The sequence below is a fragment of the Streptomyces sp. SCSIO 30461 genome (assembly GCF_037023745.1).
Lineage (GTDB): Bacteria > Actinomycetota > Actinomycetes > Streptomycetales > Streptomycetaceae > Streptomyces.
Genome location: NZ_CP146101.1, coordinates 1739350 through 1763273, shown reverse-complemented (window position 1 = coordinate 1763273; position 23924 = coordinate 1739350). Strand labels below are relative to the sequence as shown.

The window sequence follows — 23924 nt, the reverse complement described above, 5'->3', positions numbered from 1 at the left end:
GCGCCGGGCACGGGCGTTCGCACCTACAGGCCACGGTGCGGCGATTTCCGGCCATTCGCCGACCCCGAACCGTAGCGTTCTGTTACCTCAATACAGTGGCGCAGGTCAGCGCCCGCCTTTAGCGTGAACACATGATCGAGCTAGAGGGTCTCACCAAGCGCTTCGGCGCCAAGGTCGCCGTCGACCACCTCTCGTTCCAGGTCCGTCCGGGAGTCGTCACCGGCTTCCTCGGGCCCAACGGGGCGGGCAAGTCCACGACGATGCGCATGATGCTGGATCTGGACAACCCCACCAGCGGGACGGTCCGGATCGACGGCAAGCACTACCGGGACCTTCAGGAACCGCTCAAGTACATCGGCGCGCTGCTGGACGCCAAGGCGATGCACGGCGGACGCACCGCGTACAACAATCTGCTGTGCCTCGCCCAGTCGAACCGGATCCCGAGCAGCCGGGTGTCCGAGGTGCTCGATCTGGTCGGTCTGACCGCGGTCGCCAAGAAGAAGTCCAAAGGCTTCTCCCTGGGTATGGGGCAGCGGCTGGGAATCGCCTCCGCACTGCTCGGGGATCCCCGGGTGCTGCTCTTCGACGAGCCCGTCAATGGCCTGGATCCCGAGGGAATCCACTGGATCCGCAATCTGATGAAGCTGCTGGCGTCCGAGGGCCGGACGATCTTCGTCTCCTCGCATCTGATGAGCGAAATGGCTCTCACCGCGGAGCATCTGATCGTCATCGGACAGGGCAAGCTTCTCGCCGACATGTCGATGGCCGATTTCATCCAGCAGAACTCCCGGAGTTTTGTGCGGCTGCGCTCCCCCGAACAGGAGCGGTTGCGGGACGTGCTCCACGGACAGGGCCTCAGCGCGATCGAGACGGGCAACGGCACGCTGGAGATCGACGGCGCCGCCATCGAGAAGATCGGTGAGCTGGCCGCTGAGCACCGCATCGTGCTGCATGAGCTGAGCGCCCAGCGGGCTTCGCTGGAAGAGGCGTTCATGCAGATGACGGCGAGCGCCGTGGAATACCACGCGCAGCCGACCGCAACGGGAACCGGCGCCCCGCAGTGGGCCCCGCGCGACAAGGGAGCCTGAACCATGGCAGCGGCAACCGCCGTCCTCCAGTCCGAGTGGACCAAGATCCGCACGGTGGCCTCCACCAGCTGGACCCTGGTGAGCGCGTTCGCGGTGACGGTCGCCCTGAGCGCCGGGCTCTGCGCACTGATGGCCGCGAACATGGAGAGCATGCCCGCGGCCGAGCAGACCGCCTTCGACCCGACGCAGGTCAGTTTCTCCGGGATGCTGCTCGGGCAGCTGGCGATGGTCGCCTTCGGCGTGCTGGTCGTGAGCACCGAGTACAGCTCGGGGATGATCCGCACCTCGCTTGCGGCCGTACCGCAGCGCGCCACCTTCCTGTTCAGCAAGATCGCCGTGGCGGGCGGGCTGGCCCTGGTGGTGGGCATGGCGACCAGCTTCCTCACCTTCTGGCTCGGGCAGGCACTGCTGGGTGAGCACGGCACCAGCCTCGGTGAGGAGAACGTGCTGCGGGCGGTGGTCGGCGCCGGGCTCTACATGACCCTGATGGCGCTCTTCTCGATGGGCGTGGCGGCGATGCTGCGCAGCTCGGTGCTCTCGCTCGTCATCCTGATGCTCTTCTTCTTCCTGCTCTCCGGCATCCTGTCGCTGGTTCCGTACGCGAAGGACGTGGCCCAGTACTTCCCCGACCGGGCCGGTTCCAAGATCATGCAGGTCATTCCGGACGCGATGGGCAGCGATCCGGCGCCATACGGGCCCTGGGGCGGTTTCGGCATCATGGCGCTGTGGGTGGTGGCGGCGCTGCTCGGTGGTTACGCGGTGCTGAAGACACGCGACGCGTGACCGAACAGCAACCTTTGGCCGGAACCGTCAAGGGCTGGCTATCCTCCTAACTCTTACGGGGGTCGTGCGGCCTGCTCCGGCCCGGGCCCCGACGACCTGACCTGTCGATGGGGCTGGAGAATGATCGAGGCGATCGGCCTGACGAAGCGCTATGGCGCCAAGACGGCCGTACACAACCTGTCCTTTCAGGTGCGGCCCGGCGCCGTCACCGGTTTCCTCGGCCCCAACGGCTCAGGCAAGTCCACGACTATGCGCATGATCGTCGGTCTGGACAAGCCGACTTCCGGCCAGATCACCATCGGCGGCCACCCTTTCCGGCAGCTGCCGAACGCGCCCCGGCTGGTCGGGGCGCTGCTGGACGCCAAGGCGGTACACGGGGGCCGGAGCGCGCGAAACCATCTGCTGTCGCTCGCCCAGTTGGCCGGGATCCCGGCCCGCCGGGTGGACGAGGTGCTCGGTGTCGTCGGCCTCCAGCATGTCGCCAAGCGGCGCTCCGGTGAGTTCTCGCTGGGCATGGGGCAGCGACTCGGCATCGCCGCAGCTCTGCTCGGCGATCCCCAGGTGCTGCTCTTCGACGAGCCTGTCAACGGTCTGGACCCCGAGGGCATCCTGTGGGTCCGGAATCTGATGAAGGCACTGGCGGCCGAGGGGCGTACGGTCTTCGTCTCCTCGCACCTGATGAGCGAGATGGCGCTCACGGCCGACCATCTGATCGTGATCGGACGCGGTCAGCTGCTCGCGGACATGAGCATCAAGGACTTCATCGCGGCCAATTCGGCCGGCTTCGCCCGGGTGCGCACGCCCGACGCCGAACCGCAGCAGCGGGAGAAGCTGACGGCCGTGCTCAGCGAGGCCGGGGCGCAGGTCATGCCGGAGAAGGACGGCGCGCTGCGGGTGATGGGGCTGCCGCTGCCCGCGATCAGCGATCTGGCACACGGCGCGGACGTCCGGCTGTGGGAGCTGTCGCCGCACCAGGCCTCGCTGGAGGAGGCGTATATGCGGATGACGCAGAGCGCTGTGGACTACCGCTCGACGGACGACCAGAAGGCCGGGCTGATGCAGCTTCCGCCGCCCGGTCATGTCCCGGGTCTGGAGCCCGTTGTGGTCCCGGAGGTGCCGCAGCAGGGTTGGTACGCCCCGCCGCCGCCCGGACAGAATCCGTATCTGGCCCAGCCACCGGCTCAGGGCGCCCCAGCTGCCGCGGCGCCGGTCAGCGCGGCAGCGGCACCAGCCGCACCGCAGGCCCCCGCGCCCGCCTCCACCCCGAACCAGCCCGAGGACTCCCGATGACCGCCCCCTATCACCAGCAGGGCGCCTCCTACGCCTCACCCATTCCGGTACGCAAGGCCCACCTGGGTGACGCCATCGCCTCCGAGTGGACCAAGATCCGCTCCGTGCGCTCCACGATGTGGACCCTCGGCGTGATGATCATGCTGATCATCGGCTCGGCACTGTCGATCGGCGCACTCGCGGCGAATGCCGGCAGCGAGGGCGGCGTGGAGCAGGAGGCTTCGGCTCTGGGATTCGGCTTCTTCGGTGTGCTGCTGGGCTCGCTCTGCGTCATCACCCTGGGCGTGCTCACCATCGCGTCCGAATTCGGTACGGGCATGATCCGTACGACCCTGACGGCCTGCCCCAGCAGGGAACGGGTGCTGGCCGCCAAGGCGATCGTGTTCTCCGCCCTGGTTTTCGTGATCACGTCCCTGACCTCGTTTTTCGCCGGGCTGATCCTGATGGGGCTGGTGAGCGCCCCGCCCGCGGACGCCGGTGAGTGGCTGCGCTCGACGGTCGGCGTCGGGGCGTTCGTCGCACTTCTCGGGCTGCTCGGACTGGCCCTGGGGACGATCATCCGCCACTCGGCCGGCGCGATCACCGTGATGGTCGGCGTGATGCTGCTGCCGTTGGTCGCGGCGATGTTCATGATCTCCAAGCAGCTGGAAGACCTCCAGAACTGGCTGCTGCACTACTCGATCCCAAGCCAGATCGTGGCGCTCTACGGGGACATCGGACCCGGCGGCCCCCAGGGCTGGGACTCGCTGTGGATCATGCTCGGGGTGACCGGCGTCGCCCTGGCGGGAGCCTTCGCCAGCCTGCACAACCGCGACGCGTAGCAGCTCCGGCCTCAGTACCGGGGAGCGTTACGGGGCCGGTGCACCCGCGCGGTGCGCCGGTCCTTCGCGTTCCAGCACGCCTTGTGCCAGTGGCGGCGGTCGTCCACTCCCCCGAGTTCAGGCCAGGCCACCACGTGCGGCACCCCCGAGGGAATCTCCTGGTCGCACCCGGGGCAGCGGTAGCGCTTGCCCACCGAGCTCGCCCCTGCGACATGGCGCACCCACCAGTCCTCGCCCTGCCAGCTCTCGGTCTGCTGCATCCCGCCGTAGCGGGTGCCTGCGTCACCTGCGTGGTCGATCGGCTTCTCGCCGCCACGGGGGCGGTTGCGGCGCGGAGACACGTAACACCTCATGGGACAGACCGGACGTTGCCCTTCCAGCCTACGGTCCGTATCCGCGGGTAGGCGCCCCGTACGGCGATGTGGCCCCGCACCCGCAAGGGCCAGTTAGCGGAAAATCGCAACAACTTCTCGCGTGGCCGTGCCTTTGGCACGTGTCAGACGTTATTGCCCCTGTGGGGGGAATGCCGCGTCGGCCGCAAGGAGGCATAAGGCGATGCGCGTTGGAGCATTTGTACTGGGGGCCCAGTTCCCGGGCCAGGGACAGGGGGAGGCACTGCACCGGGCGGTGCGGTCGGCCGAGGTCGCGGAGGCGGCCGGACTTGACTCGGTGTGGCTGGCCGAGCACCACTTCGTGCCGTACGGGGTGTGCCCGTCGGCGGTGACCCTCGCCGCACTGCTGCTGGGGCGCACCGAGCGGATCAGGGTGGGCACTGCGGTGAGTGTGCTGCCGACCGTCCATCCGGTGGCTCTCGGCGAGCAGGCCGCGCTGCTGCACCTCACCTCCGGGGGGCGCTTCTCACTGGGGGTGGGGCGGGGCGGGCCCTGGGTCGACCTCGAGGTGTTCGGGTCCGGACTCGGTGCGTACGAGCAGGGCTTCCCGGAGTCCCTGGACCTGCTGCTGCGCTGGCTGCGCGAGCCTCGGGTGTCCGCCGACGGCGAGCGGTTCGCCTTCCGCGAGGTTCCCGTCGTCCCGCGTCCCGACGAGCTGCTGGACGCCGACGGCGGCAGCGCCGAGGGGCCCGAGGTCGTCGTCGCCTGTACGTCCCCGGCCAGCGTCCGGCTCGCCGCCGAGCGCGGACTGCCCATGCTCCTCGGGATGCACTGCGGCGACGAGGACAAGGCGGACATGGTGGCACTGTGGCGCAGGCACGCGCGCGCCGCCGGGCACACGCCGGAACACATCGCGCGCGCCGGGCATGTGTCGGCCGGGGTGGCGCAGATCGCCGACACCCGGGCAGAGGCGGAGGAGATCCTGATGAAGGCCATGCCGGGATGGCTGAAGAAGGGTCTCGACGCCCATGTCACGGTGGACGGGCGGCAGCGTTCCATGCGGGACCCCGTGGCGTACACGGAACTCCTCTGCGGGCTGCACGCCGTGGGCACCCCGAAGCTGGCCGCCGACCGGCTGGCGGCGACCTCGGAGCGCACAGGCATCAGCCGCTTCGCCCTCCTCGTCGAGGGATCCGGGGATCTGGCCACGACAGAGGAGAACGTGCGCCGACTGAGCGCGGAGGTGCTCCCGCTGCTGGGCTGAGGATGTGGGCCGTACCTGGCGTACGGCCCACACACCCCGCGTCGCCAGCCCGTCTCTCTGGCGAGTGCTGCCGCTCCGTTCTCCGTGATCCCATGTCTCCGGTGGCTTCCGGGACCTGTCCGGTGGTGCGGATCAGCAGCAACAGGCATCAGCAGTCGCGCAGTTCGGGCGACTGGTTGAGCAGCTGGGCCCGGGGGGAGGTGAAGCGGGCGAGCCGCTCGTCCACCGAGGGGTCCAGCGGGAATACCGCGACGCGGTGGCAGTTCTGGAATGCGAGCCGTACTCCGAAGTGCCGTTGAAGGGCCCCCCGGATGGCGTCACTCGCGAGTGCGCGCAGCAGCTGACCACGTGCCTGCTCGTCCGGCGGCGGCGTCTGGTTGTCGGCGAAGTCGCCGCCGTCCACCTTCAGCTGAGCCACCAGAGAGCTGATCATCTCCCATGCGAAGGGCAGGGAGGTCCGGACGCAGTCGACGAAGGCGGCTTCGTCGACCTCGCCTCGCTCGGCCTGTTCCAACAGCGCCGGTGAGACGTCGAGCGACATGGGTTCTCCTCTCGCGACCCCGGGATGACCGAGGCCTTACGGGCAGGGAAGCAGGAGGACCTGCCGACCGGGCGATCGACGCTGACCGCGAATGGCCGATCTTGACGACGCAGAGTGCGCGACCGACAACCTCCTGCTCCCACGTTAGGCGTGCTGCCAGGTCCGCACCAGGAGAATGGGAACACAACCGGCCAATAACGTAAGGGGACAAGAGGGGCGACCTGTAAGGACGCGCACGAGGGTGGCTCAGGGGAGGCAGGAGCGCGGCCACAGGCAGGACGGCGAGTGACCGGAGGAAGAGCGGCACGGGACCGGAGGGCGAACGCCGGGTGGGCCCGGGGGCGGAATCGCGCGGGGGGCGGTGCGTCGAGTAGCGTTGCCGACCATGCGTCTCGTCATTGCCCGCTGTTCCGTGGACTACGCGGGCCGGCTCACCGCCCATCTGCCCTCCGCACCCCGGCTGATCCTGATCAAAGCCGACGGCAGTGTCTCCATCCACGCCGACGACCGCGCGTACAAACCGCTCAACTGGATGTCCCCTCCCTGCACCCTGAAGGAGGGCGCCGACGGCGCGGAGCACGTCTGGACGGTGATCAATAAAGCGGGCGAGAAACTGATCATCACCATGGAGGAGATCCTCCATGACTCGTCCCATGAACTCGGTGTGGACCCCGGGCTCATCAAGGACGGCGTGGAGGCGCACCTCCAGGAGCTCCTCGCCGACCGTATCGACACACTGGGCGACGGCTACAGCCTGATCCGCCGTGAGTACCCCACCGCCATCGGTCCGGTGGACATCCTGTGCCGCGACGCTGACGGGGCGACCGTGGCGGTCGAGATCAAGCGGCGCGGCGAGATCGACGGGGTCGAGCAGCTGACGCGCTATCTGGAGCTGCTCAACCGCGACCCGCATCTGGCCCCGGTCCGCGGTGTGTTCGCCGCCCAGGAGATCAAGCCCCAGGCCCGCGTCCTGGCCACCGACCGGGGCATCGGATGCGTGGTACTGGACTACGACGCGCTGCGCGGCATCGAGGACGACAAGCTCCGCCTGTTCTGAAGGCCGGAGACCGGTCCCCGGGTCCACGGGCTGATCCCTGGCACAGGGAGAAGCCCGACAGCCGGGGCCGGTACTGCCTGCTACGCGCCCGAGGTTCCCTCGGAACCCGTGCCCGCTGCGTCATCGCTGCCGGTGCCACCCGCCTCCGCACCGTCGCTCGCCGTGCCGGAGGTGGTGCCGCCGGCGGCCGTCGCGCCCGAGGACTGGGATCCGGATGTCGTGCCCGCGGTCGACGGCGAAGGGGAACCGCTGCCGCCGGTCGCCGTCGGGGACGGCGAACCGGACGTGCCCCCGGACGGTGAGGGAGAACCGCCTCCGCCCGCGGTCGACGGCGAGGGGGAACCACCGCCCGAGGTCGATGAACCCCCACCGGAGGTGTTCCCGCCGCCCGAGGTCGAGCCGCCGCCGTTCGAGCCGGAACCGCCGCCCGATGTCGACGGCTCCCTGTCCGGTGTGGACGAACGGCCGGGTGAAGCGCTCTCGCCGGGGTCGTCCTGCCGCGACGGCTCGGGCGCCGCGGACGGTGTCGCGTCGTCCGTTCCGCTCGGGCTCGGAGTGGCGCCGGCCGCCGGCTGGTCCCCTATCAGCCCTTCGACTGTGCTGTCCTGGGTCGCCGGCTGCTCGTTGGTCACGCGCTGCGTCGGCTGGTCGCCGTCGGAGCCCGTGTTCAGCAGGGCCACGGCGGTGCCGAGCGCCACGACGAGCAGCACACCCGCCCCCGCGGCGACCGCGTTGTGGCGGACGCCCGACAGGATCGTGCGGTGCCATCCCCCTGCCCCCTCAGGCGCCGACCGGTCCGGCTGCGTGCCCAGAGTCTCCGCCGGCTGCCCCGGCAGCCGCGCCTTCCCCGGCTTCGGGAACGCTGCCGCGGGCTCGTCGCGGCGAACGTCCGGGATTCCCCCGCCAGGGGTGTCGGCGGTGTCGCGGGCACGGTCCCCGACCAGGGCGAGCGCTCGGCGGCCGGCCACCGTTCCGCTCTTGTCCACGAGCGCGCCGCGCAGCGCGATGGAGGTTTCGAGTGCGGCGCGGGCACGGTCCAGGTCGCCCGAGCAGATGGCGAGCACGCCCAGCTCATGGTGGAAGTACGCCTCCTGCGCGACCTCGCCGGAGAAGCGGGCCGCTTCCTGACCCACTCTCAGGGCCCGCTCCCATGCTCCCCAGTGCAGCCCCGCGGCGTAGGCGGGCGCGACGCTGCGCGCGGCGAGCACCGCGGCCGACGCGTCCGCCGCCTCGCCCGACTGCACCAGGAGGGTCATCGCCGCCAGCACGGCTTCCGCCTCGGCCACGACCCGGGCAGGCAGTACGGAAGGGTGTGCGGCCCACCAGGCATAGTGCTGCGCCGCGGTACGGGCGCGGTCAGGTGCGCCTTCTCCGTAGCCCGCGGCCTCCAGCTGGGCGGGCACACCCGGAGCCAGCCGGTAGCGCGGACCGACGGGTGTCAGCAGTCCGCAGCGCGTCAGCTCGCCGACGGCGGCGTCCGCATGGGTGTCCCCGACGAGCGCCGGGAGATGCGCCTGGTGCGGGACCTCGCCTCCGAGCGCCACGGCGAAGCGCAGTGTCTCGCGCGCCGATTCGCTGAGCCGGGAGGCCAGCAGCGGAGCGGGCGCGGCAGCGTCACCCAGGCCCGGCAGCGGGGCGGGGTGGGAGTCGGTGAAGACGCTCTCCTCGTCGGCGTCGTCGTCCGTGCCGTCGACGGGTACGGGATCGCTGATGCGCTGGGCGTCCCGCTGCCGCAGCAAGGCCCCGGCCTGCACAAAGCGCAGCGGTCTGCCCTCGGACTCGAACCAGAGGTCTCCCGCCCAGTTCGCCTCGTCGTCCGTGAGCGGACGCTCCGCGATGTGCTCCAGCAGTTGGAGGGCGGTGCTTCGGCCGAGCCCCGGCAGGAAGACCTCTTCCAGGTCCGACTCACTCGATGGCGCGGGCACGTCGGGCGTCACGGCGAGCAGGTAGGCGCACTCGGGCGTGGCGTCGAGCAGTTCGTCCAGGGCACCGCCGCCGAGTTCGAGGTCGTCGATGACGACCACGGCTCCTGTCTCCCGGACCAGTTCGAGCAGCCGCGTCCGGTCGGGGCGGTGCGGCGGCTCGTCATGGACGGCGGCGGAGAGTTCGTGGAGCAGTTCGATCGCCGTCCGGCCGTAGCCGGAAAGCCGCACGACACCGTCGGGCGCGAGGTTCGCGCAGTCCTCGGCGACCACGTCGACGAGCGCGGTCCGGCCGGACCCGGCCGGACCGGTGAGGCGGACCGAGCGGCCCCGGCTGAGCAGCCGTACGAGCCGCTCGCGCACCTCTCCGCGCTCGAACAGCGGCACGGCCGGTCCCGCGGGCACCGGGGGACGCGCGGCGCGGCGCTGCTCCTCGCGGGCCTCGGCGCTGCGCCGGGCGGCACCCCGGAGACCGGGCTGCGGCGACGGCCGGCTCCCCGGTGGGCAGAGCTCGATCTCGCTGCCGTCGACGGGATTGACGGTGAGCAGCAGGTCACCGGTGACGAGCTGGACGGTCCGCACGGGGGCGGGTGCCTTCTGGGCGAGCTCGGGGGCTATCGCGTCACGCGGAGGGCGTTGCACGCGGGCCGGCCTGCGCTCGCCGTCGACTCCGTCCGGGTCCGCTCCGTGGGGGTCGGCGCCGGTGGACCGGCTGTCGACGCCATCGTTGTCGACATGGTCGGCGCTGTCCTCGTGCGGGCTGCGTCGGCCGTGCTGGTGCGGCCTCTGGCGTATCGGGTCCAAGGTTCAAGCCCCCCAGATGGCGTCTCGTGCGGAAGTCCCCAGGTCCGGACAGGACCTGGCGGTCTGTCTGCACGCTCAGCTCGCTTCCGGTTCGGTGCCTGTCGGTGCCCTGTGCCGGGGCCGGATGGCCGCGGCACATGTCGCAGGGGTTCCGCGCCGGCGACCGGCCGAACCCAAGACCGTCGGAAATTATCGCGGAATCGCCGTCTCCGCAGGACGCCGGGAGGTCACGTTCTCGTGAGGATTGTGCGTCCGCCTCCCACCGCGCACAGCGGCCGTAACCGCCTCGCACCGCGTCGTGGACCGGGTCAGACGCGCGGCAGGGACTCCGCGGCGATCCCGCCCTCGATGGCCAGGATGCGGTGCAGCCGGGTGGCGACGAGAAGGCGCTGCATCTGCGGGGGCACGCCACGCAGCACGAGCCGTCGGCCGCAGCGGCCGGCCCGTCTGTGCGCGCCCATGATGACCCCGAGTCCGGTGGCGTCCCAGGAGTCGAGATCGCTCAGGTCGAGCACGAGATCGCCGACTCCACGGTCGACCGCCGCGTGCAGGACCGTACGGGCGTCCGCCGCGCTGCGGACGTCGAGGCGGCCCCCGACGACCAGCTCGGCGTGGTCGCCCCTGATGTGCATATGCGCTCCCCGAGAGTGCGTGGGTCCGTCGGATCTCTCTGCTGTGCTGCTGTCGTGCCGTGCCGCGCGGTTGCCGCACCGTCCGCGCGGCCCTGTGCCGTCCCGCCTGTCCGCGTGACCGCCGCATGGCTGTCCACGGATCAGTTGTTGCAACAACTGACTGCCGTACAGGCAGAGTAGTTGCCGTCTGTAAGCGATCCGATACCGAATTCACCCGCGAGGGTGAAGTCACACAGGGCCGCGCGGTCAGCTGCCCGATCAGTACGTGTAGAAGCCTTGCCCGCTCTTGCGGCCGATGTCACCCGCGTCCACCATCCGGCGCATCTGCTCCGGCGGTGCGAACTTCTCGTCCTGGCACTCGGTGTAGATGTTGCTGGTCGCGTGCATCAGGATGTCGATACCCGTCAGGTCGGCGGTGGCCAGCGGCCCCATGGCGTGGCCGAAGCCGAGCTTGCAGGCGATGTCGATGTCCTCGGCGGTCGCCACGCCGGACTCCTGGAGCTTGGCGGCCTCGACCACGAGGGCCGAGATCAGCCGGGTGGTGACGAAGCCGGCGACATCGCGGTTCACGACGATGCAGGTCTTGCCGACGGACTCGGCGAACTCACGAGCGGTGGCGAGGGTTTCGTCACTCGTCTTGTAGCCGCGCACCAGCTCGCAGAGCTGCATCATCGGCACGGGCGAGAAGAAATGCGCGCCCACGACCCGCTCCGGACGCTCCGTCACAGCGGCGATCTTCGTGATCGGGATCGCGGAGGTGTTCGAGGCGAGCACGGTGTCGTCCCGTACGAGCTTGTCGAGCGCCCGGAAGATCTCGTGCTTGACCTCAAGCTTCTCGAACACCGCCTCGACGACGATGTCCACGTCGCCGACCGCGTCCAGCTCGGTGGTCGTGGTGATACGTCCCAGCGCGGCCTCGGCGTCCGCCGCCTCCAACCTGCCCTTGGCGACGAACCGGTCGAACGACGCCTTGATGCCGTCGGTGCCACGGGTCAACGCCTCGTCGGTGACGTCGCGCAGCACGACCTCCCAGCCCGCCTGGGCGGAGACCTGCGCGATTCCGGACCCCATGAGTCCGGCCCCGATGACGGCGAGCTTCCTGGCCACTGCCACACCCCTTAACACACGTGTATTTTTCGACTCTCGGCCGGAGGTTAGCGCTCGTGAGGAGCCATGTGGCCACGAAGAGATGCGCGTCACGTCTCAGATGACGGACATCACATCGGACGGGGTCACCGCGACGGCCGTACGGCGTACTCCAGCACCTGCCGCCCCAGCAGTCCCTCCATGTCGTCCAGGAGGCCGAGCGCTTCACGCGAGACGGTGGCGGCGTCCCGCTCGGCGCACATCTCCCGTCCGATCCACCCCGTCAACGCGCTGTGGATCCAGCCGAACTGTCCGGCCACCAGGCCGGGGAGCACGTCACCGGAGGCGGCACCGGTGGCCTCGCGGAGTGTCGCCTCCAGCCGCTCCAACTCATCCTGCTGGATCCGCCAGAGCCTGGAGCGCAGGGCGGGGGCCTCGTTGATGACCCGCAGGAACGCGCTGTACCCCTCGAAGAGCCCGACGGTCGGCGACACGGCCTCGACCGCTTCGCGCAGTTCGCGCAGCACGGTCACAGGCCGACTCGCCGTCGTGGCGGCCGCGCGCATAGCGCGAGAGCCGGTCGATGACGTCTGCGCTGCGGTCGAAGAACAGGTCCTCCTTGGCGGGGTAGTAGTTGTGGACCGTGTTGACCGACACCTCGGAGTTCGGCGATCTCCGCGATGGGCACCGCGTCGAATCCGCGCTCCGGGAAGAGCCGGGTGGCCGTGTCCGAGATGTGCCGCCTGGTCTGCCGCCTCGTGGACGCGATGCGGGACGCGTACACGGGCGCCTACTGGTCGGCTTCGATGCTGTACGGGGTCCTGGTGGCGGTCGGACTCGCGGGCATCGCCGTGACGGCGGGCACGGCGGTCTTCCGCAGGGTCGGCGGATGACGAGGATCACGGGGTGAAGGGGGAGGCACGGGCAGCCTAGGCTGGCCCCATGGTCAATCTGACGCGCATCTACACCCGCACCGGCGACAAGGGCACGACGGCACTCGGCGACATGAGCCGCACCGCCAAGACCGATCTGCGGATCTCGGCGTACGCCGACGCCAACGAGGCCAATGCCGTCATCGGCACGGCCATCGCGCTCGGACAGCTCCCGGACGAGGTCGTCAAGGTCCTCTTCCGGGTCCAGAACGACCTCTTCGACGTCGGCGCCGACCTGTCCACGCCGGTCATGGAGAACCCCGAGTACCCGCCGCTGCGCGTGGAGCAGTCGTATGTCGACAAGCTGGAGGCGGACTGCGACCGCTTCCTCGCGGACCTGGAGAAGCTCCGCTCGTTCATCCTGCCGGGCGGCACGCCCGGCGCGGCGCTGCTGCACCAGGCGTGCACGGTGGTGCGGCGGGCGGAGCGCTCCACCTGGGCCGCCCTGGAGACGCACGGCGAGACGATGAACGTGCTCACGGCGACGTACCTCAACCGGCTCTCGGATCTGCTGTTCATCCTCGCCCGGACGGCGAACAAGGAGATCGGCGACATCCTGTGGGTGCCCGGCGGCGAGCGCTGAACCAGCACGGTGGTGGTGGGGCGGCTTCGGCCGCCCCACCACCGCTTGTCCCTACGAGGCGTCCCGCACCGCCGCCTCACGTCCTGAACGCCCTGTGCCCTGTGCCTTCTTCGGCCAGAGCGCGTAGCTCAGCGCGATCAGCCCGTGGATGCCGGCCACCCGCCAGGCGGCGTACATGCACTCCTGCAAGGCGCTGCTCTTCGCCGGGTCGCCCACGTACCGGATGGCGAGTAGCAGCAGCACCGTGGCGACCGCGGCGCCGATCAGGGTTCCCAGCCAGATCCTGCCCTCGTGCCTGGCCCGCGCCATCCCGCCTCCGGGCGGCCTCACGGGCGGCGGGCCGCCGGCGAAGCGGTGGGCCGCGTGTCCGTCGAGCCACTTGATGGTGCGGTGGCCGTGGCCCACGGTGTAGCCGATGTAGAGCGCGGCGATCCCGTGCTTCAGGCTGGGGTCGGCGCCGTTCTTGAGGTCGAGCGCGGCGACGACGAACAGCAGGAGTTCGAGCACCGGCTCGCAGAGGAGGATCGCGAGACCGGTCCTGGGCATCTTCAGCAGATAGCGCGCCGACAGACCCGCTGCCAGCAGCACCCAGAATCCGATCTCGCAGATCACGATCAATGTCACGACCACGGTGGCGCTTCCTCTCCTCGGCTCCGTTCCATCCTCGGCGCCGTGACGGCCCGAATCGTCGGCGCGCCGGGCGAACCCGCACTGCACCCTTTGATGTACCGCCGCGGCCCCCGGCTTCGTCCGCCCGGCCGAGGCCACGCCTCCACGGCCTTCCTAGGCTGAGCCGAGTGGCTCCGGCGTCGAAGACGCAACCAGTGCGCGCCCCGCGCCCGACATGCTGAGATTGGTCCATGCTCCTACCCGCGTTCCCGCGCCCGCATCGCGACGACGCCCTGATCGCCATAGCCGGCCTCGCGGGCGGACTGCTGCTGCGGGCACTCGGGCTGCACAACAACGCCGGAGTCCGCCCCCTGGACGGGCCCTGGATCACGCTGGTCCCGCTCGTGGTCATGGCCGCCATGGAGCTGCTGCGCCAGACCAGCCCGCGGACCGCACTCACGGTGGGCACGCTCGCCCTGGTACTGGATCTCTTCACCCCCGGCAACCTGGTGACCCTGCTGATGTACACGGACCTGATGTACGCGGCGGTCCTCTACGGCTCGCCGGAGATGGCCAGGCGGCTGCCCTACGCGACGGCACTGACCACGATCGCGGCGACGATCGGGCTGATCGCGTGGTACCGGGAGCCCCACGCCCTGCTGCTCGGTCTGATCATCGGGCTGGTGTCGATCGGGCCTGCCGCCACCGGCGCACTGGTGCGTAACCACCGGGATGCGGCCGACACCGCCCGGCTGCGCGCCGAGCAGACCGCTCTGCTCGCCGAGATGGACCGTACGCAGGCGGTGAACGCCGAGCGTGCCCGGATGGCGCGGGAACTGCACGACCTGGTGGCCAACCACCTGTCGGCGATCGCCATCCACTCGACCGCCGCGCTCTCCCTGGACAAGCCGGAGACCACCCGGCAGGCGCTCACGGTCATCCGGGAGAACAGCGTGGCCGGGCTGGCCGAGATGCGCCGGCTGATCGGTCTGCTGCGTGACAGCGGGGGCGGCCAGGAACCCGCCGCCGCCCCCACACTGGACGCCGTGGACGCGTTGATCGCCCAGGCGCGGGCGAACGGCGAGCCGAGCGGGCTGCGGTTCACACTGCACGACGACCGTGACGGCGCCGCCTCCCTGCCGGCCCCGGTCGAACTGGCGGCGTACCGGATCGCTCAGGAGTCGCTGACCAACGCACTGAAGCACGCCGCGGCGGGGGAGGTGGCGGTGCGTATCACGGGCGAACCGGGGGATGCCCTGACGGTGACCGTGACCAGTCCCTTCGGACAGCGGCCCGGACCCCGGGCACCCGGCTCGGGCGCGGGCCTGGTCGGGATGCGGGAACGGGTCGCCCTGCTGGGCGGGGAATTCGAGGCGGGGCCGGTCGCAGGGACCGACCGGGGGCCGGTGGTCTGGCGGGTACGGGCGCTGCTGCCCATGGAGAAGGACAAGGAGCCCACCGCGTGGGCACAGTGATCCGTGTCGTCGTCGCGGAGGACCAGAGCGCGGTACGCGCCGGACTGGTCCTCATCCTCGGCAGCGCCGCCGACATCGAGGTGGTCGGAGAGGCCCCTGACGGGGAGGATGCGGTGCGCCTGGCCCGTGAACTGCGCCCGGACGTCGTGCTGATGGATGTGCAGATGCCCCGGCTGGACGGGGTGTCCGCGACCCGGCAGGTGGTGTCCGAAGGCCTGGCGGATGTGCTCGTCCTGACCACGTTCGATATCGACGAGTACGTCTTCGGAGCGCTGCGCGCCGGGGCCGCGGGCTTCCTGTTGAAGAACACCGAGGCGGACGCGCTTCTGGACGCGGTGCGTACGGTGGCGCGTGGCGAGGGCCTGATCGCCCCGGCGGTGACCCGGCGGCTGATCGCGGAGTTCGCAGCTCCCGTTCCCGTACGGTCGCCGGACGCCCCGGACCCCTCGGTGCTCGATGTGCTGACCCGCCGGGAGCGTGAGGTGCTGTCGTGCATCGGCCGGGGCCTCTCGAACGCGGAGATCGCCCGGCAGCTCGATATGGCGGAGGCCACCGCGAAGACCCATGTGAGTCGACTACTGGCGAAGCTCGAACTACGCAGCCGGGTCCAAGCCGCCGTACTGGCAAAGGAATTGGGGCTCTGAGCGCTGGGCGGAGGCAACCGCTCCGGGGTGTGGTCTGGACCTATTGACGATTGGTCCAGACCTTCCTACTCTCACCGCACAGCACACACCGCGATGAGCCTCGCGGTACGCACGCACGGACCCGAGCACACCTTCCCCGGTCCGTCCGCACACTCGATCGAGGAGTTTCCCTTGAGTACGAGTTCCCCCCGCAGCACCCGCGGCAGAGGCCGCTTCCGGGCACGGTTCGCATCGAGAACCACCGCAGGACTCACTGCCCTGCTGCTCCCGTTCGCCGCCATGGTCGGCCTCGCCACCCCTGCCGAGGCGGCCACCTCCACCACCGCCACCTACGCCAAGACCCAGGACTGGGGCAGCGGCTTCGAAGGCAAGTGGACGGTGAAGAACACCGGCACCACCGCCATCTCCTCATGGACCGTAGAGTGGGACTTCCCCTCCGGCACCTCGGTCACCACCGCCTGGGACGCCGATGTCACCAACTCGGGCACCCACTGGACGGCCCGCAACAAGAGCTGGAACGGCAGCCTCGCCCCCGGCGCCTCCGTCTCCTTCGGCTTCAACGGCGCCGGCCCCGGCTCCCCGTCCGACTGCCGGGTCAACGGAGGTTCCTGCGACGGTGGCAGCGTCCCGGGCGACAATCCGCCGTCCGCGCCCGGTACGCCGTCGGCGACGGCCGTCACGAACACATCGGTCACCCTGGGCTGGGCCGCCGCCACCGACGACAAGGGTGTCAAGAACTACGACGTGCTGCGCGGTGGTACGAAGATCGCGACGGTCACCGGACTGACCTACACCGATACGGGCCTCACCGCCGGAACGGACTACTCGTACACCGTCCGGGCCCGCGACACCGCCGATCAGACCGGCCCGATGAGCGGAACCCGCTCCGTACGCACCACGGGCGGCGGCACCGACCCCGGACCCGGTGGCAAGGTGAAACTGGGCTACTTCACCAACTGGGGCGTGTACGGCCGGAACTACCATGTCAGGAATCTGGTGACCTCGGGCTCCGCCGCGAAGATCACCCACATCAACTACGCCTTCGGCAACGTCCAGAACGGCCGCTGCACCATCGGCGACTCCTACGCGGACTACGACAGGGCCTACACCGCCGACCTCTCGGTCGACGGCGTCGCCGACACCTGGGACCAGCCGCTGCGCGGCAACTTCAACCAGCTGCGCAAGCTGAAGAAGGCCTACCCGCACATCAAAGTGCTCTGGTCGTTCGGCGGCTGGACCTGGTCCGGCGGCTTCCCGCAGGCCGTCCGGAACCCGACCGCGTTCGCCGAGTCCTGCTACCAGCTGGTCGAGGACCCGCGCTGGGCCGATGTCTTCGACGGAATCGACCTGGACTGGGAGTACCCGAACGCCTGCGGTCTGTCCTGCGACAGCAGCGGTCCGGCCGCTTTCAAGACGATGATGCAGGCCATGCGGGCCAAGTTCGGTACGAACAACCTGGTCACGGCGGCCATCACGGCGGACGCCAGCAGCGGCGGGAAGATCGACAAGACCGACTACGCGGGTGCCGCCGCGTACTCCGACTGGTACAACGTGATGACGTACGACTTCTTCGGCGCCTTCGACGCGGACGGGCCCACCGCCCCGCACTCGCCGCTCACCTCGTACTCCGGGATCCCGCAGTCCGGATTCAACTCGGCCGACGCCATCGCCAAACTGAAGGCCCAGGGCGTCCCCGCCGGGGAGCTGCTGCTCGGCATCGGCTTCTACGGGCGCGGCTGGACGGGCGTCGGCCAATCCGCACCCGGGGGTTCGGCCACCGGACCGGCACCGGGCACGTACGAGCAGGGCATCGAGGACTACAAGGTGCTCAAGGCCTCCTGCCCGGCGAACGGCACGATCGCGGGCACGGCCTACGCCCACTGTGGCGCGCACTGGTGGAGCTACGACACCCCGGCCACCATCGGCGGCAAGATGAGCTGGGCGAAGAGCCAGAGCCTGGGAGGAGCGTTCTTCTGGGAGTTCTCCGGTGACACCACGAACGGCGAACTGGTCAGCGCGATCAACAGCGGACTCGGCTGAGTTCCCCGCTCACTCGACCCGCACCAGCGGGTGGTGCACCACCTCGACGCGGTCGCCGTCCCCCACGACGGCGACCGCCGCCCGGTAGCCAGGACCGGCATCGAGATCCTCGAGCCGCACCGGAAGGTGCGGCTCGGGGCGTTCCCGCCACTCCAGCAGCCGGGCGGGCACACCGGGGGCGCTGACGGTCAGCGCCGAAGGTTCCACCATGAGGCCGTGTCCGGTGGCCTTGAGTACGGCTTCCTTGCGGGCCCAGTAGCGGATGAAGCCGGCGACCCGGTCCTCGGGAGCCAGAGGCTCAAGCTCGGCCTGCTCCCGTGCGGTGAGCACGTCCAGCGGCAGGGTCCGGCCTTCGACGATCTCCTCCACATCGACGCCGACCTGGCCCACGGCCGTCAACGCGACCATGACCTGTTGTCCCGAGTGGGACAACGAGAGTTCCAGCGACGTCCCGGGCAGGGTCGGCTTCCCGTGCGGCGGACGGTCCCCCGACTCGGTGCAGTACTCGCACACGGGGACGACGACGACATCACCCGGGTCGATGGAGAGTTGTGCACCGACCACCTGGCGGGCCAGCACATGCGCGGTCAGATAGAGCGCTCGGGCGCCTTCGACACGGAACTGGGCGCAACGGTCCCGTTCGACGTCATCCAGCAGATCGAGCAGCTCGGGCTTCCAGCGGGCCTCGGCGGACCAGACATGGCACTCCCCGGGCCCCAGCAGCGCGATATCGCCGGTCATCCGGAAACCTCGGACCTGCTCATGCCACTCCCCCAGACTTCGGCCGGGTGCCCCCCGACCACAGAATGCCCGACACCATCCCGCTCAAGCCACATTGACTCGTTGGCCGGGAGGGGCGGCTTCGAGCCAGGCCAGGAAGCCGGTGAGCGCGTCCTCGCTCATCGCCAGTTCCAGCCTGGTCCCCCGGTGCAGACAGCCAAGGATCACCGCGTCGGAGAGCAGCGCCAGCTCCTCCTCGCCCTCCGGAAGCCGGCGCGCCAACACCTCGATCGCAGCGCGCTCCAGCACCCGCCGGGGACGGAGGGCGTACGAGAAGACCCGGAACCACTCGATCCGGTCACCGCTGTAGCGGGCGACTCCGTACACCCAGCCCTTGCCCGAGTGATCGTCCTTCTCCGGTACGTTCCAGCGCAGGCTGCAGTCGAAGGTGCCGCCCGAGCGCTGGATCAGCCTGCGGCGCAGACCGAAGACGAAGAGCCCGATCAACACCAGGGCGACGGCCAAACCGCTCACGAGCAGAGCGAGGACCATCTGCACCGACCTCCTCGTTTCGTCCCGTAGCGGTAGGCGGTTCCGCGAGTGTGCGGCGTGTCCCTGGGGATATGCCTACACCCGCGCTTGCACTTGCACCTGCACTTGCATCGCCTCAGCCGCGACCCGGTCTGGAGAAGTCCAGCCTGGCCGCGGCTGAGGGTGGTACATGGTCTCGGAACGTTAGTGCACCGCGACCGCGCGCAGCCGGACCTCGGCGCGCCGCTCGGCGGCGGCGTCGTCGTCGGCCTTGGCGCGCTCCAGCGCACGCTCAGCGCGCTGCTGGTCGATCTCGTCCGCAAGCTCGGCGATCTCCGCGAGCAGCGACAGCTTGTCGTCGGCGAACGAGATGAAACCGCCGTGCACAGCGGCGACGACCGTCCCCTCGTTCGTACGGATGGTCACCGGGCCCGACTCCAGCACACCGAGCAGCGGCTGGTGACCGGGCATGACGCCGATGTCGCCGGACGTGGTGCGCGCGACGACCAGGGTGGCCTCACCGGACCAGACCTGGCGGTCGGCGGCGACCAGCTCGACGTGCAGCTCAGCAGCCAAGGGTGGCTCCTCGGGTCACCACCCGGCGGTTCTGCCGGGTGTTGGGTCATAAGTCTAGTAGGGCTCGGGCGCGGGAAACGCCCGGGCGAAATACGGAGGGGGGCGGGACGGAACCCGCCCCCCTCCGCGAGTCAGCTCACGGTTACGTCAGCGGACTCAGGAAACGCCGAGGTCCTTCGCATTGGCCTTGAGGTCCTCGAGGCCACCGCACATGAAGAACGCCTGCTCCGGGAAGTGGTCGAACTCGCCGTCGCAGATCGCGTTGAACGCGGCGATCGACTCGTCCAGCGGCACGTCCGAACCGTCCACGCCGGTGAACTGCTTCGCCGCGTGGGTGTTCTGGGACAGGAAGCGCTCGACACGACGGGCGCGGTGCACGACGAGCTTGTCCTCTTCGCCGAGCTCGTCGATACCGAGGATCGCGATGATGTCCTGGAGGTCCTTGTACTTCTGCAGGATCCCCTTGACGCGCATGGCGGCGGAGTAGTGGTCCTGCGAGATGTAGCGCGGGTCCAGGATGCGGGACGTGGAGTCCAGCGGGTCCACCGCGGGGTAGATGCCCTTCTCGGAGATCGGACGGGACAGAACCGTCGTCGCGTCGAGGTGGGCGAAGGTGGTGGCCGGCGCCGGGTCGGTCAGGTCGTCGGCGGGGACGTAGATCGCCTGCATCGAGGTGATCGAGTGACCGCGGGTCGAGGTGATGCGCTCCTGCAGGAGGCCCATCTCGTCGGCGAGGTTCGGCTGGTAACCCACCGCGGACGGCATACGGCCGAGCAGGGTGGACACCTCGGAACCGGCCTGGGTGAAGCGGAAGATGTTGTCGATGAAGAACAGCACGTCCTGCTTCTGCACATCGCGGAAGTACTCCGCCATGGTCAGACCGGCCAGCGCGACACGCAGACGGGTGCCCGGGGGCTCGTCCATCTGGCCGAAGACCAGCGCGGTCTTGTCCAGAACGCCGGACTCCTCCATCTCCGCGATGAGGTCGTTGCCCTCACGGGTGCGCTCACCGACACCGGCGAACACGGAAACACCCTCGTGCAGCTTGGCCACACGCATGATCATTTCCTGGATGAGGACGGTCTTGCCCACACCCGCGCCACCGAACAGACCGATCTTCCCACCCTTGACGTACGGGGTGAGAAGGTCGACGACCTTCAGGCCGGTCTCGAACATCTCGGTCTTCGACTCGAGGTCCTCGAACTTCGGGGCCTTGCGGTGGATCGTCCAGCGCTCGGTCTCCTGGCCGTTGGCCTCGGGCTCGTTCAGCACCTCACCGAGGGTGTTGAACACCTTGCCCTTGGTGAAGTCGCCGACCGGGACGGTGATGCCCGTGCCCGTGTCGGTCACCGCGGCCTGGCGGACCAGACCGTCGGTCGGCTGCATCGAGATGGTGCGGACGACGCCCTCACCGAGGTGCTGCGCGACCTCGAGCGTCAGCGTCTTGGTGGAACCCGGATTGGCCGGGTCCGGCACGTCGACGTTCAGCGCGTTGTAGATCTCCGGCATCGCGTCGACGGGGAACTCCACGTCGACGACCGGGCCGATGACCCGGGCGACGCGGCCGGTGGCCACGGCGGTCGGCTCAACAGTGGTGGTCATTAGTAGTCACTCCCCGCGGTCGCGTCGGCCAGGGCGCTCGCGCCACCGACGATCTCGCTGATTTCCTGGGTGATGTCGGCCTGGCGGGCCGCATTGGCAAGTCGGGTGTACGTGTTGATCAGATCACCGGCGTTGTCGGTGGCCGACTTCATCGCCTTGCGCCGGGACGCGTGCTCGGACGCGGCCGCCTGGAGCAGGGCGTTGTAGACACGGCTCTCGACATAGCGCGGGAGAAGGGCGTCGAGGACGTCCTCCGCCGACGGCTCGAAGTCGAACAGCGGGAGGATCTCACTCTTCGTGGTCTCCGCCGCTTCCGCGCCCTTCTTCTCGGCGAGGCTGAGCGGCAGCAGCCGGTTGTCCACCGGAGTCTGCGTCAGCATCGAGACGAACTCGGTGAACACGATGTGGAGTTCGTCCACACCGCCGTCGGCCGTGTCCTTCTCGATCGCCTCGATCAGGGGCGCCGCGATCGCCTTGGCGTTCGCGTACGAGGGGTTGTCGGTGAATCCGGTCCACGAGTCCGCGACCTTGAGCTCACGGAACCCGTAGTAGGCCACGCCCTTGCGGCCGACGATGAACGTGTCGACCTCCTTGCCCTCCGCGCGCAACCGCTCGGTGAGCCGGGCAGCCGCCTTGATCGCGTTGGACGAGTAGCCGCCGGCCAGACCGCGGTCGCTCGTGATGAGCAGGACCGCGGAACGGACCGGGGACTCGGCCTCCGTGGTGAGCGGGTGCTTGGTGTTCGACCCGGTCGCCACCGCCGTGACCGCGCGGGTCAGCTCGGTCGCGTACGGAGTGGAGGCCGCCACCTTGCGCTGCGCCTTGACGATGCGCGAGGCGGAGATCATCTCCATTGCCTTGGTGATCTTCTTCGTCGCGGTGACCGACTTGATGCGACGCTTGTAGACCCGGAGCTGGGCTCCCATGAGTCAGGTCCCTTCCGTCGTCACTTCGAGACGTTGACGGCGGCCGGGGCGTCCTCACCGAGCAGCTTGCCGTCCGAGGTCTCGAACTGCTTCTTGAAGGCGGCGATCTGCTCGGCGACCTTCTCCAGCGTGTCGTCGGACATCTTCGCGCCCTCGCGGATGCTGGTCATCAGACCGCCCTGCTCACGGTGCAGGTAGTCCAGCAGCTCGCGCTCGAAGCGGCGGATGTCCTCGACCGGGACGTCGTCCATCTTGCCGGTGGTGCCGGCCCAGATGGAAACGACCTGGTCCTCGGTGGAGTACGGGGCGTACTGCGCCTGCTTCAGCAGCTCGACCATGCGCTTACCGCGCTCCAGGGCGGACTTCGACGCGGCGTCCAGGTCGGAACCGAAGGCGGCGAACGCCTCCAGCTCGCGGTACTGGGCGAGGTCCACACGAAGACGTCCGGAGACCTGCCTCATGGCCTTGTGCTGGGCGGAGCCACCGACACGGGAGACCGAGATACCGACGTTCAGGGCCGGGCGCTGGCCGGCGTTGAACAGGTCGGACTCCAGGAAGCACTGGCCGTCGGTGATGGAGATGACGTTGGTCGGGATGAACGCCGAGACGTCGTTGGCCTTGGTCTCGACGATCGGCAGACCGGTCATCGAGCCGGCGCCCATGTCGTCGGAGAGCTTGGCGCAGCGCTCCAGAAGACGCGAGTGCAGGTAGAAGACGTCACCCGGGTAGGCCTCACGACCCGGCGGGCGGCGCAGCAGCAGCGACACGGCGCGGTAGGCGTCGGCCTGCTTCGACAGGTCGTCGAAGATGATGAGGACGTGCTTGCCCTCGTACATCCAGTGCTGGCCGATGGCCGAACCGGTGTACGGCGCCAGGTACTTGAAGCCGGCCGGGTCGGACGCCGGGGCGGCGACGATGGTCGTGTACTCCAGAGCACCGGCCTCCTCCAGCGCGCCGCGCACGGACGCGATGGTGGAGCCCTTCTGGCCGATGGCGACGTAGATGCAGCGGACCTGCTTGTTCACGTCGCCCGAGCGCCAGTTGTCGCGCTGGTTGATGATCGTGTCGATCGCGAGAGCGGTCTTGCCGGTCTGGCGGTCGCCGATGATCAGCTGACGCTGGCCACGGCCGACCGGGGTCATCGCGTCGACGGCCTTGTAGCCCGTCTCCATGGGCTCGTGCACCGACTTGCGCTGCATGACCGTGGGGGCCTGCAGTTCGAGGGCGCGGCGGCCCGAGGTCTCGATCTCGCCGAGGCCGTCGATCGGGTTGCCGAGCGGGTCGACCACACGGCCGAGGTAGCCCTCGCCGACGGCGACGGACAGCACCTCGCCGGTGCGCTGGACCGGCTGGCCCTCCTCGACACCGCTGAACTCGCCGAGAACGATGGCACCGATCTCGCGCTCCTCGAGGTTGAGGGCGAGACCGAGGGTGCCGTCCTCGAACCGCAGCAGTTCGTTGGCCATGGTCGAGGGCAGCCCCTCGACCTTCGCGATGCCGTCGCCGGCAAGGCTGACCGTGCCGACCTCCTCGCGCGAGGCCGCGTCCGGCTTGTACGACTGGACAAAGTTCTCCAGCGCGTCCCGGATCTCCTCCGGCCGGATCGTGAGCTCCGCCATCTGGGTTCCCTGCTCTCCTTGTTGGGCCCGAAGTTTCTTTGGGGGTC

At 69.6% G+C, this 23924-nt stretch carries 22 protein-coding genes and 2 pseudogenes; 11 read left to right on the top strand and 13 right to left on the bottom strand.

Annotated elements, in window-relative coordinates; translation table 11 throughout:
* The first annotated feature begins 131 nt into the window (after positions 1–131).
* The 4 genes from V1460_RS08060 to V1460_RS08045 all read left to right on the top strand — a co-directional run bounded on the left by V1460_RS08060 (position 132) and on the right by V1460_RS08045 (position 3982).
* Positions 132–1088, top strand: coding sequence for an ATP-binding cassette domain-containing protein (locus V1460_RS08060; RefSeq protein WP_338673013.1), 957 nt, complete (start codon positions 132–134; stop codon positions 1086–1088).
* A 3-nt stretch (positions 1089–1091) separates the two neighbouring features.
* Positions 1092–1871 carry an ABC transporter permease gene (locus V1460_RS08055; protein WP_338673012.1) on the top strand — a complete coding sequence of 260 codons (780 nt, stop codon included), beginning with the start codon at positions 1092–1094 and terminating at the stop codon, positions 1869–1871.
* A gap of 120 nt (positions 1872–1991) precedes the next feature.
* Positions 1992–3161 carry an ABC transporter ATP-binding protein gene (locus tag V1460_RS08050; protein ID WP_338673010.1) on the top strand — a complete coding sequence of 390 codons (1170 nt, stop codon included), beginning with the start codon at positions 1992–1994 and terminating at the stop codon, positions 3159–3161.
* Positions 3158–3982 carry an ABC transporter permease subunit gene (locus tag V1460_RS08045; RefSeq protein ID WP_338673009.1) on the top strand — a complete coding sequence of 275 codons (825 nt, stop codon included), beginning with the start codon at positions 3158–3160 and terminating at the stop codon, positions 3980–3982. The genes V1460_RS08050 and V1460_RS08045 overlap by 4 nt, the downstream gene beginning before the upstream one ends.
* An 11-nt stretch (positions 3983–3993) precedes the next feature.
* Here the strand turns inward: V1460_RS08045 and V1460_RS08040 are convergent, their stop codons facing one another.
* Positions 3994–4323: an ATP/GTP-binding protein gene (locus V1460_RS08040; protein ID WP_338673008.1), complete on the bottom strand. Its 330-nt coding sequence runs from the start codon at positions 4321–4323 to the stop codon at positions 3994–3996.
* Positions 4324–4537: 214 nt separating this feature from the next.
* Between V1460_RS08040 and V1460_RS08035 the strand changes: the two genes are divergently transcribed.
* Positions 4538–5578 (top strand): LLM class flavin-dependent oxidoreductase, encoded by a 1041-nt coding sequence (locus tag V1460_RS08035; protein WP_338673007.1) that lies wholly within the window; start codon positions 4538–4540, stop codon positions 5576–5578.
* A gap of 148 nt (positions 5579–5726) precedes the next feature.
* Here V1460_RS08035 and V1460_RS08030 read toward each other — a convergent pair whose 3' ends face one another.
* Positions 5727–6119 carry an SCO5389 family protein gene (locus V1460_RS08030; protein ID WP_338673005.1) on the bottom strand — a complete coding sequence of 131 codons (393 nt, stop codon included), beginning with the start codon at positions 6117–6119 and terminating at the stop codon, positions 5727–5729.
* A gap of 385 nt (positions 6120–6504) precedes the next feature.
* Here V1460_RS08030 and nucS point away from each other — a divergent pair, with 385 nt between their 5' ends.
* Positions 6505–7176, top strand: coding sequence for an endonuclease NucS (gene nucS, locus V1460_RS08025; RefSeq protein WP_338673004.1), 672 nt, complete (start codon positions 6505–6507; stop codon positions 7174–7176).
* Between the two features lie 80 nt (positions 7177–7256).
* Here nucS and V1460_RS08020 read toward each other — a convergent pair whose 3' ends face one another.
* The 4 genes and pseudogenes from V1460_RS08020 to V1460_RS08005 all read right to left on the bottom strand — a co-directional run bounded on the left by V1460_RS08020 (position 7257) and on the right by V1460_RS08005 (position 12404).
* Positions 7257–9902: an ATP-binding protein gene (locus V1460_RS08020; protein ID WP_338673003.1), complete on the bottom strand. Its 2646-nt coding sequence runs from the start codon at positions 9900–9902 to the stop codon at positions 7257–7259.
* Positions 9903–10210: 308 nt separating this feature from the next.
* Entirely contained in the window at positions 10211–10534 is a 324-nt protein-coding gene (locus tag V1460_RS08015; protein ID WP_338673002.1) for an STAS domain-containing protein, read from the bottom strand.
* A 258-nt stretch (positions 10535–10792) separates the two neighbouring features.
* A complete protein-coding gene (locus tag V1460_RS08010) occupies positions 10793–11641 on the bottom strand; it encodes a 3-hydroxyacyl-CoA dehydrogenase family protein (RefSeq protein WP_338673001.1) in 849 nt (282 codons plus the stop codon).
* 125 nt (positions 11642–11766) lie between these two features.
* Positions 11767–12404 (bottom strand): annotated as a pseudogene (locus V1460_RS08005) (TetR/AcrR family transcriptional regulator).
* Here V1460_RS08005 and V1460_RS08000 point away from each other — a divergent pair.
* Together V1460_RS08000 and V1460_RS07995 are read left to right on the top strand one after the other, a co-directional pair.
* Positions 12376–12513, top strand: a pseudogene (locus V1460_RS08000) (ABC transporter permease); the annotation flags it as partial. The pseudogenes V1460_RS08005 and V1460_RS08000 overlap by 29 nt on opposite strands.
* A gap of 49 nt (positions 12514–12562) precedes the next feature.
* Positions 12563–13135, top strand: coding sequence for a cob(I)yrinic acid a,c-diamide adenosyltransferase (locus tag V1460_RS07995; RefSeq protein ID WP_338673000.1), 573 nt, complete (start codon positions 12563–12565; stop codon positions 13133–13135).
* Positions 13136–13186: 51 nt separating this feature from the next.
* Here V1460_RS07995 and V1460_RS07990 read toward each other — a convergent pair whose 3' ends face one another.
* The gene (locus V1460_RS07990) at positions 13187–13765 is read right to left on the bottom strand and encodes a hypothetical protein (protein ID WP_338672999.1); all 579 of its coding nucleotides are present in this window, start codon (positions 13763–13765) and stop codon (positions 13187–13189) included.
* 230 nt (positions 13766–13995) lie between these two features.
* On the opposite strand from V1460_RS07990, the gene V1460_RS07985 reads away from it, so the two are divergent.
* The 3 genes from V1460_RS07985 (at position 13996) to V1460_RS07975 (ending at position 17903) form a co-directional block, all read left to right on the top strand.
* Complete coding sequence (locus V1460_RS07985) at positions 13996–15219, top strand: histidine kinase (RefSeq protein ID WP_338672998.1); 1224 nt, start codon at positions 13996–13998, stop codon at positions 15217–15219.
* Positions 15216–15863: a response regulator transcription factor gene (locus V1460_RS07980; protein ID WP_338677957.1), complete on the top strand. Its 648-nt coding sequence runs from the start codon at positions 15216–15218 to the stop codon at positions 15861–15863. Before V1460_RS07985 ends, V1460_RS07980 begins: the two co-directional genes overlap by 4 nt.
* Positions 15864–16034: 171 nt before the next feature.
* Entirely contained in the window at positions 16035–17903 is a 1869-nt protein-coding gene (locus V1460_RS07975) for a glycoside hydrolase family 18 chitinase (RefSeq protein WP_338672996.1), read from the top strand.
* Positions 17904–17912: 9 nt separating this feature from the next.
* Here the strand turns inward: V1460_RS07975 and V1460_RS07970 are convergent, their stop codons facing one another.
* The 6 genes from V1460_RS07970 to atpA all read right to left on the bottom strand — a co-directional run bounded on the left by V1460_RS07970 (position 17913) and on the right by atpA (position 23877).
* Positions 17913–18644, bottom strand: coding sequence for a 4'-phosphopantetheinyl transferase superfamily protein (locus tag V1460_RS07970; RefSeq protein WP_338672995.1), 732 nt, complete (start codon positions 18642–18644; stop codon positions 17913–17915).
* 84 nt (positions 18645–18728) lie between these two features.
* Complete coding sequence (locus tag V1460_RS07965) at positions 18729–19175, bottom strand: DUF2550 domain-containing protein (RefSeq protein WP_338672993.1); 447 nt, start codon at positions 19173–19175, stop codon at positions 18729–18731.
* A 183-nt stretch (positions 19176–19358) separates the two neighbouring features.
* Positions 19359–19730, bottom strand: coding sequence for a F0F1 ATP synthase subunit epsilon (locus V1460_RS07960; protein WP_338672992.1), 372 nt, complete (start codon positions 19728–19730; stop codon positions 19359–19361).
* A gap of 156 nt (positions 19731–19886) precedes the next feature.
* Positions 19887–21332, bottom strand: a complete 1446-nt coding sequence (gene atpD, locus V1460_RS07955) for a F0F1 ATP synthase subunit beta (RefSeq protein ID WP_338672991.1) — start codon at positions 21330–21332, stop codon at positions 19887–19889.
* Positions 21332–22258 (bottom strand): F0F1 ATP synthase subunit gamma, encoded by a 927-nt coding sequence (locus V1460_RS07950; RefSeq protein WP_338672990.1) that lies wholly within the window; start codon positions 22256–22258, stop codon positions 21332–21334. Before V1460_RS07950 ends, atpD begins: the two co-directional genes overlap by 1 nt.
* Positions 22259–22278: 20 nt before the next feature.
* On the bottom strand, positions 22279–23877 hold the full coding sequence (gene atpA, locus V1460_RS07945) for a F0F1 ATP synthase subunit alpha (protein ID WP_338672988.1): 1599 nt from the start codon (positions 23875–23877) through the stop codon (positions 22279–22281).
* Positions 23878–23924 lie beyond the last annotated feature (47 nt).

Excerpts from the sequence above, each read along its gene's own strand:
- V1460_RS08060 (WP_338673013.1), top strand. The coding sequence starts at position 132 with ATGATCGAGCTAGAGGGTCTCACCAAGCGCTTCGGCGCCAAGGTCGCC.
- V1460_RS08055 (WP_338673012.1), top strand. The coding sequence starts at position 1,092 with ATGGCAGCGGCAACCGCCGTCCTCCAGTCCGAGTGGACCAAGATCCGC.
- V1460_RS08050 (WP_338673010.1), top strand. The coding sequence starts at position 1,992 with ATGATCGAGGCGATCGGCCTGACGAAGCGCTATGGCGCCAAGACGGCC.
- V1460_RS08045 (WP_338673009.1), top strand. The coding sequence starts at position 3,158 with ATGACCGCCCCCTATCACCAGCAGGGCGCCTCCTACGCCTCACCCATT.
- V1460_RS08035 (WP_338673007.1), top strand. The coding sequence starts at position 4,538 with ATGCGCGTTGGAGCATTTGTACTGGGGGCCCAGTTCCCGGGCCAGGGA.
- V1460_RS08030 (WP_338673005.1), bottom strand. The coding sequence starts at position 6,119 with ATGTCGCTCGACGTCTCACCGGCGCTGTTGGAACAGGCCGAGCGAGGC.
- nucS (WP_338673004.1), top strand. The coding sequence starts at position 6,505 with ATGCGTCTCGTCATTGCCCGCTGTTCCGTGGACTACGCGGGCCGGCTC.
- V1460_RS08015 (WP_338673002.1), bottom strand. The coding sequence starts at position 10,534 with ATGCACATCAGGGGCGACCACGCCGAGCTGGTCGTCGGGGGCCGCCTC.
- V1460_RS07995 (WP_338673000.1), top strand. The coding sequence starts at position 12,563 with ATGGTCAATCTGACGCGCATCTACACCCGCACCGGCGACAAGGGCACG.
- V1460_RS07985 (WP_338672998.1), top strand. The coding sequence starts at position 13,996 with ATGCTCCTACCCGCGTTCCCGCGCCCGCATCGCGACGACGCCCTGATC.
- V1460_RS07970 (WP_338672995.1), bottom strand. The coding sequence starts at position 18,644 with ATGACCGGCGATATCGCGCTGCTGGGGCCCGGGGAGTGCCATGTCTGG.
- V1460_RS07965 (WP_338672993.1), bottom strand. The coding sequence starts at position 19,175 with ATGGTCCTCGCTCTGCTCGTGAGCGGTTTGGCCGTCGCCCTGGTGTTG.
- atpD (WP_338672991.1), bottom strand. The coding sequence starts at position 21,332 with ATGACCACCACTGTTGAGCCGACCGCCGTGGCCACCGGCCGCGTCGCC.
- V1460_RS07950 (WP_338672990.1), bottom strand. The coding sequence starts at position 22,258 with ATGGGAGCCCAGCTCCGGGTCTACAAGCGTCGCATCAAGTCGGTCACC.
- atpA (WP_338672988.1), bottom strand. The coding sequence starts at position 23,877 with ATGGCGGAGCTCACGATCCGGCCGGAGGAGATCCGGGACGCGCTGGAG.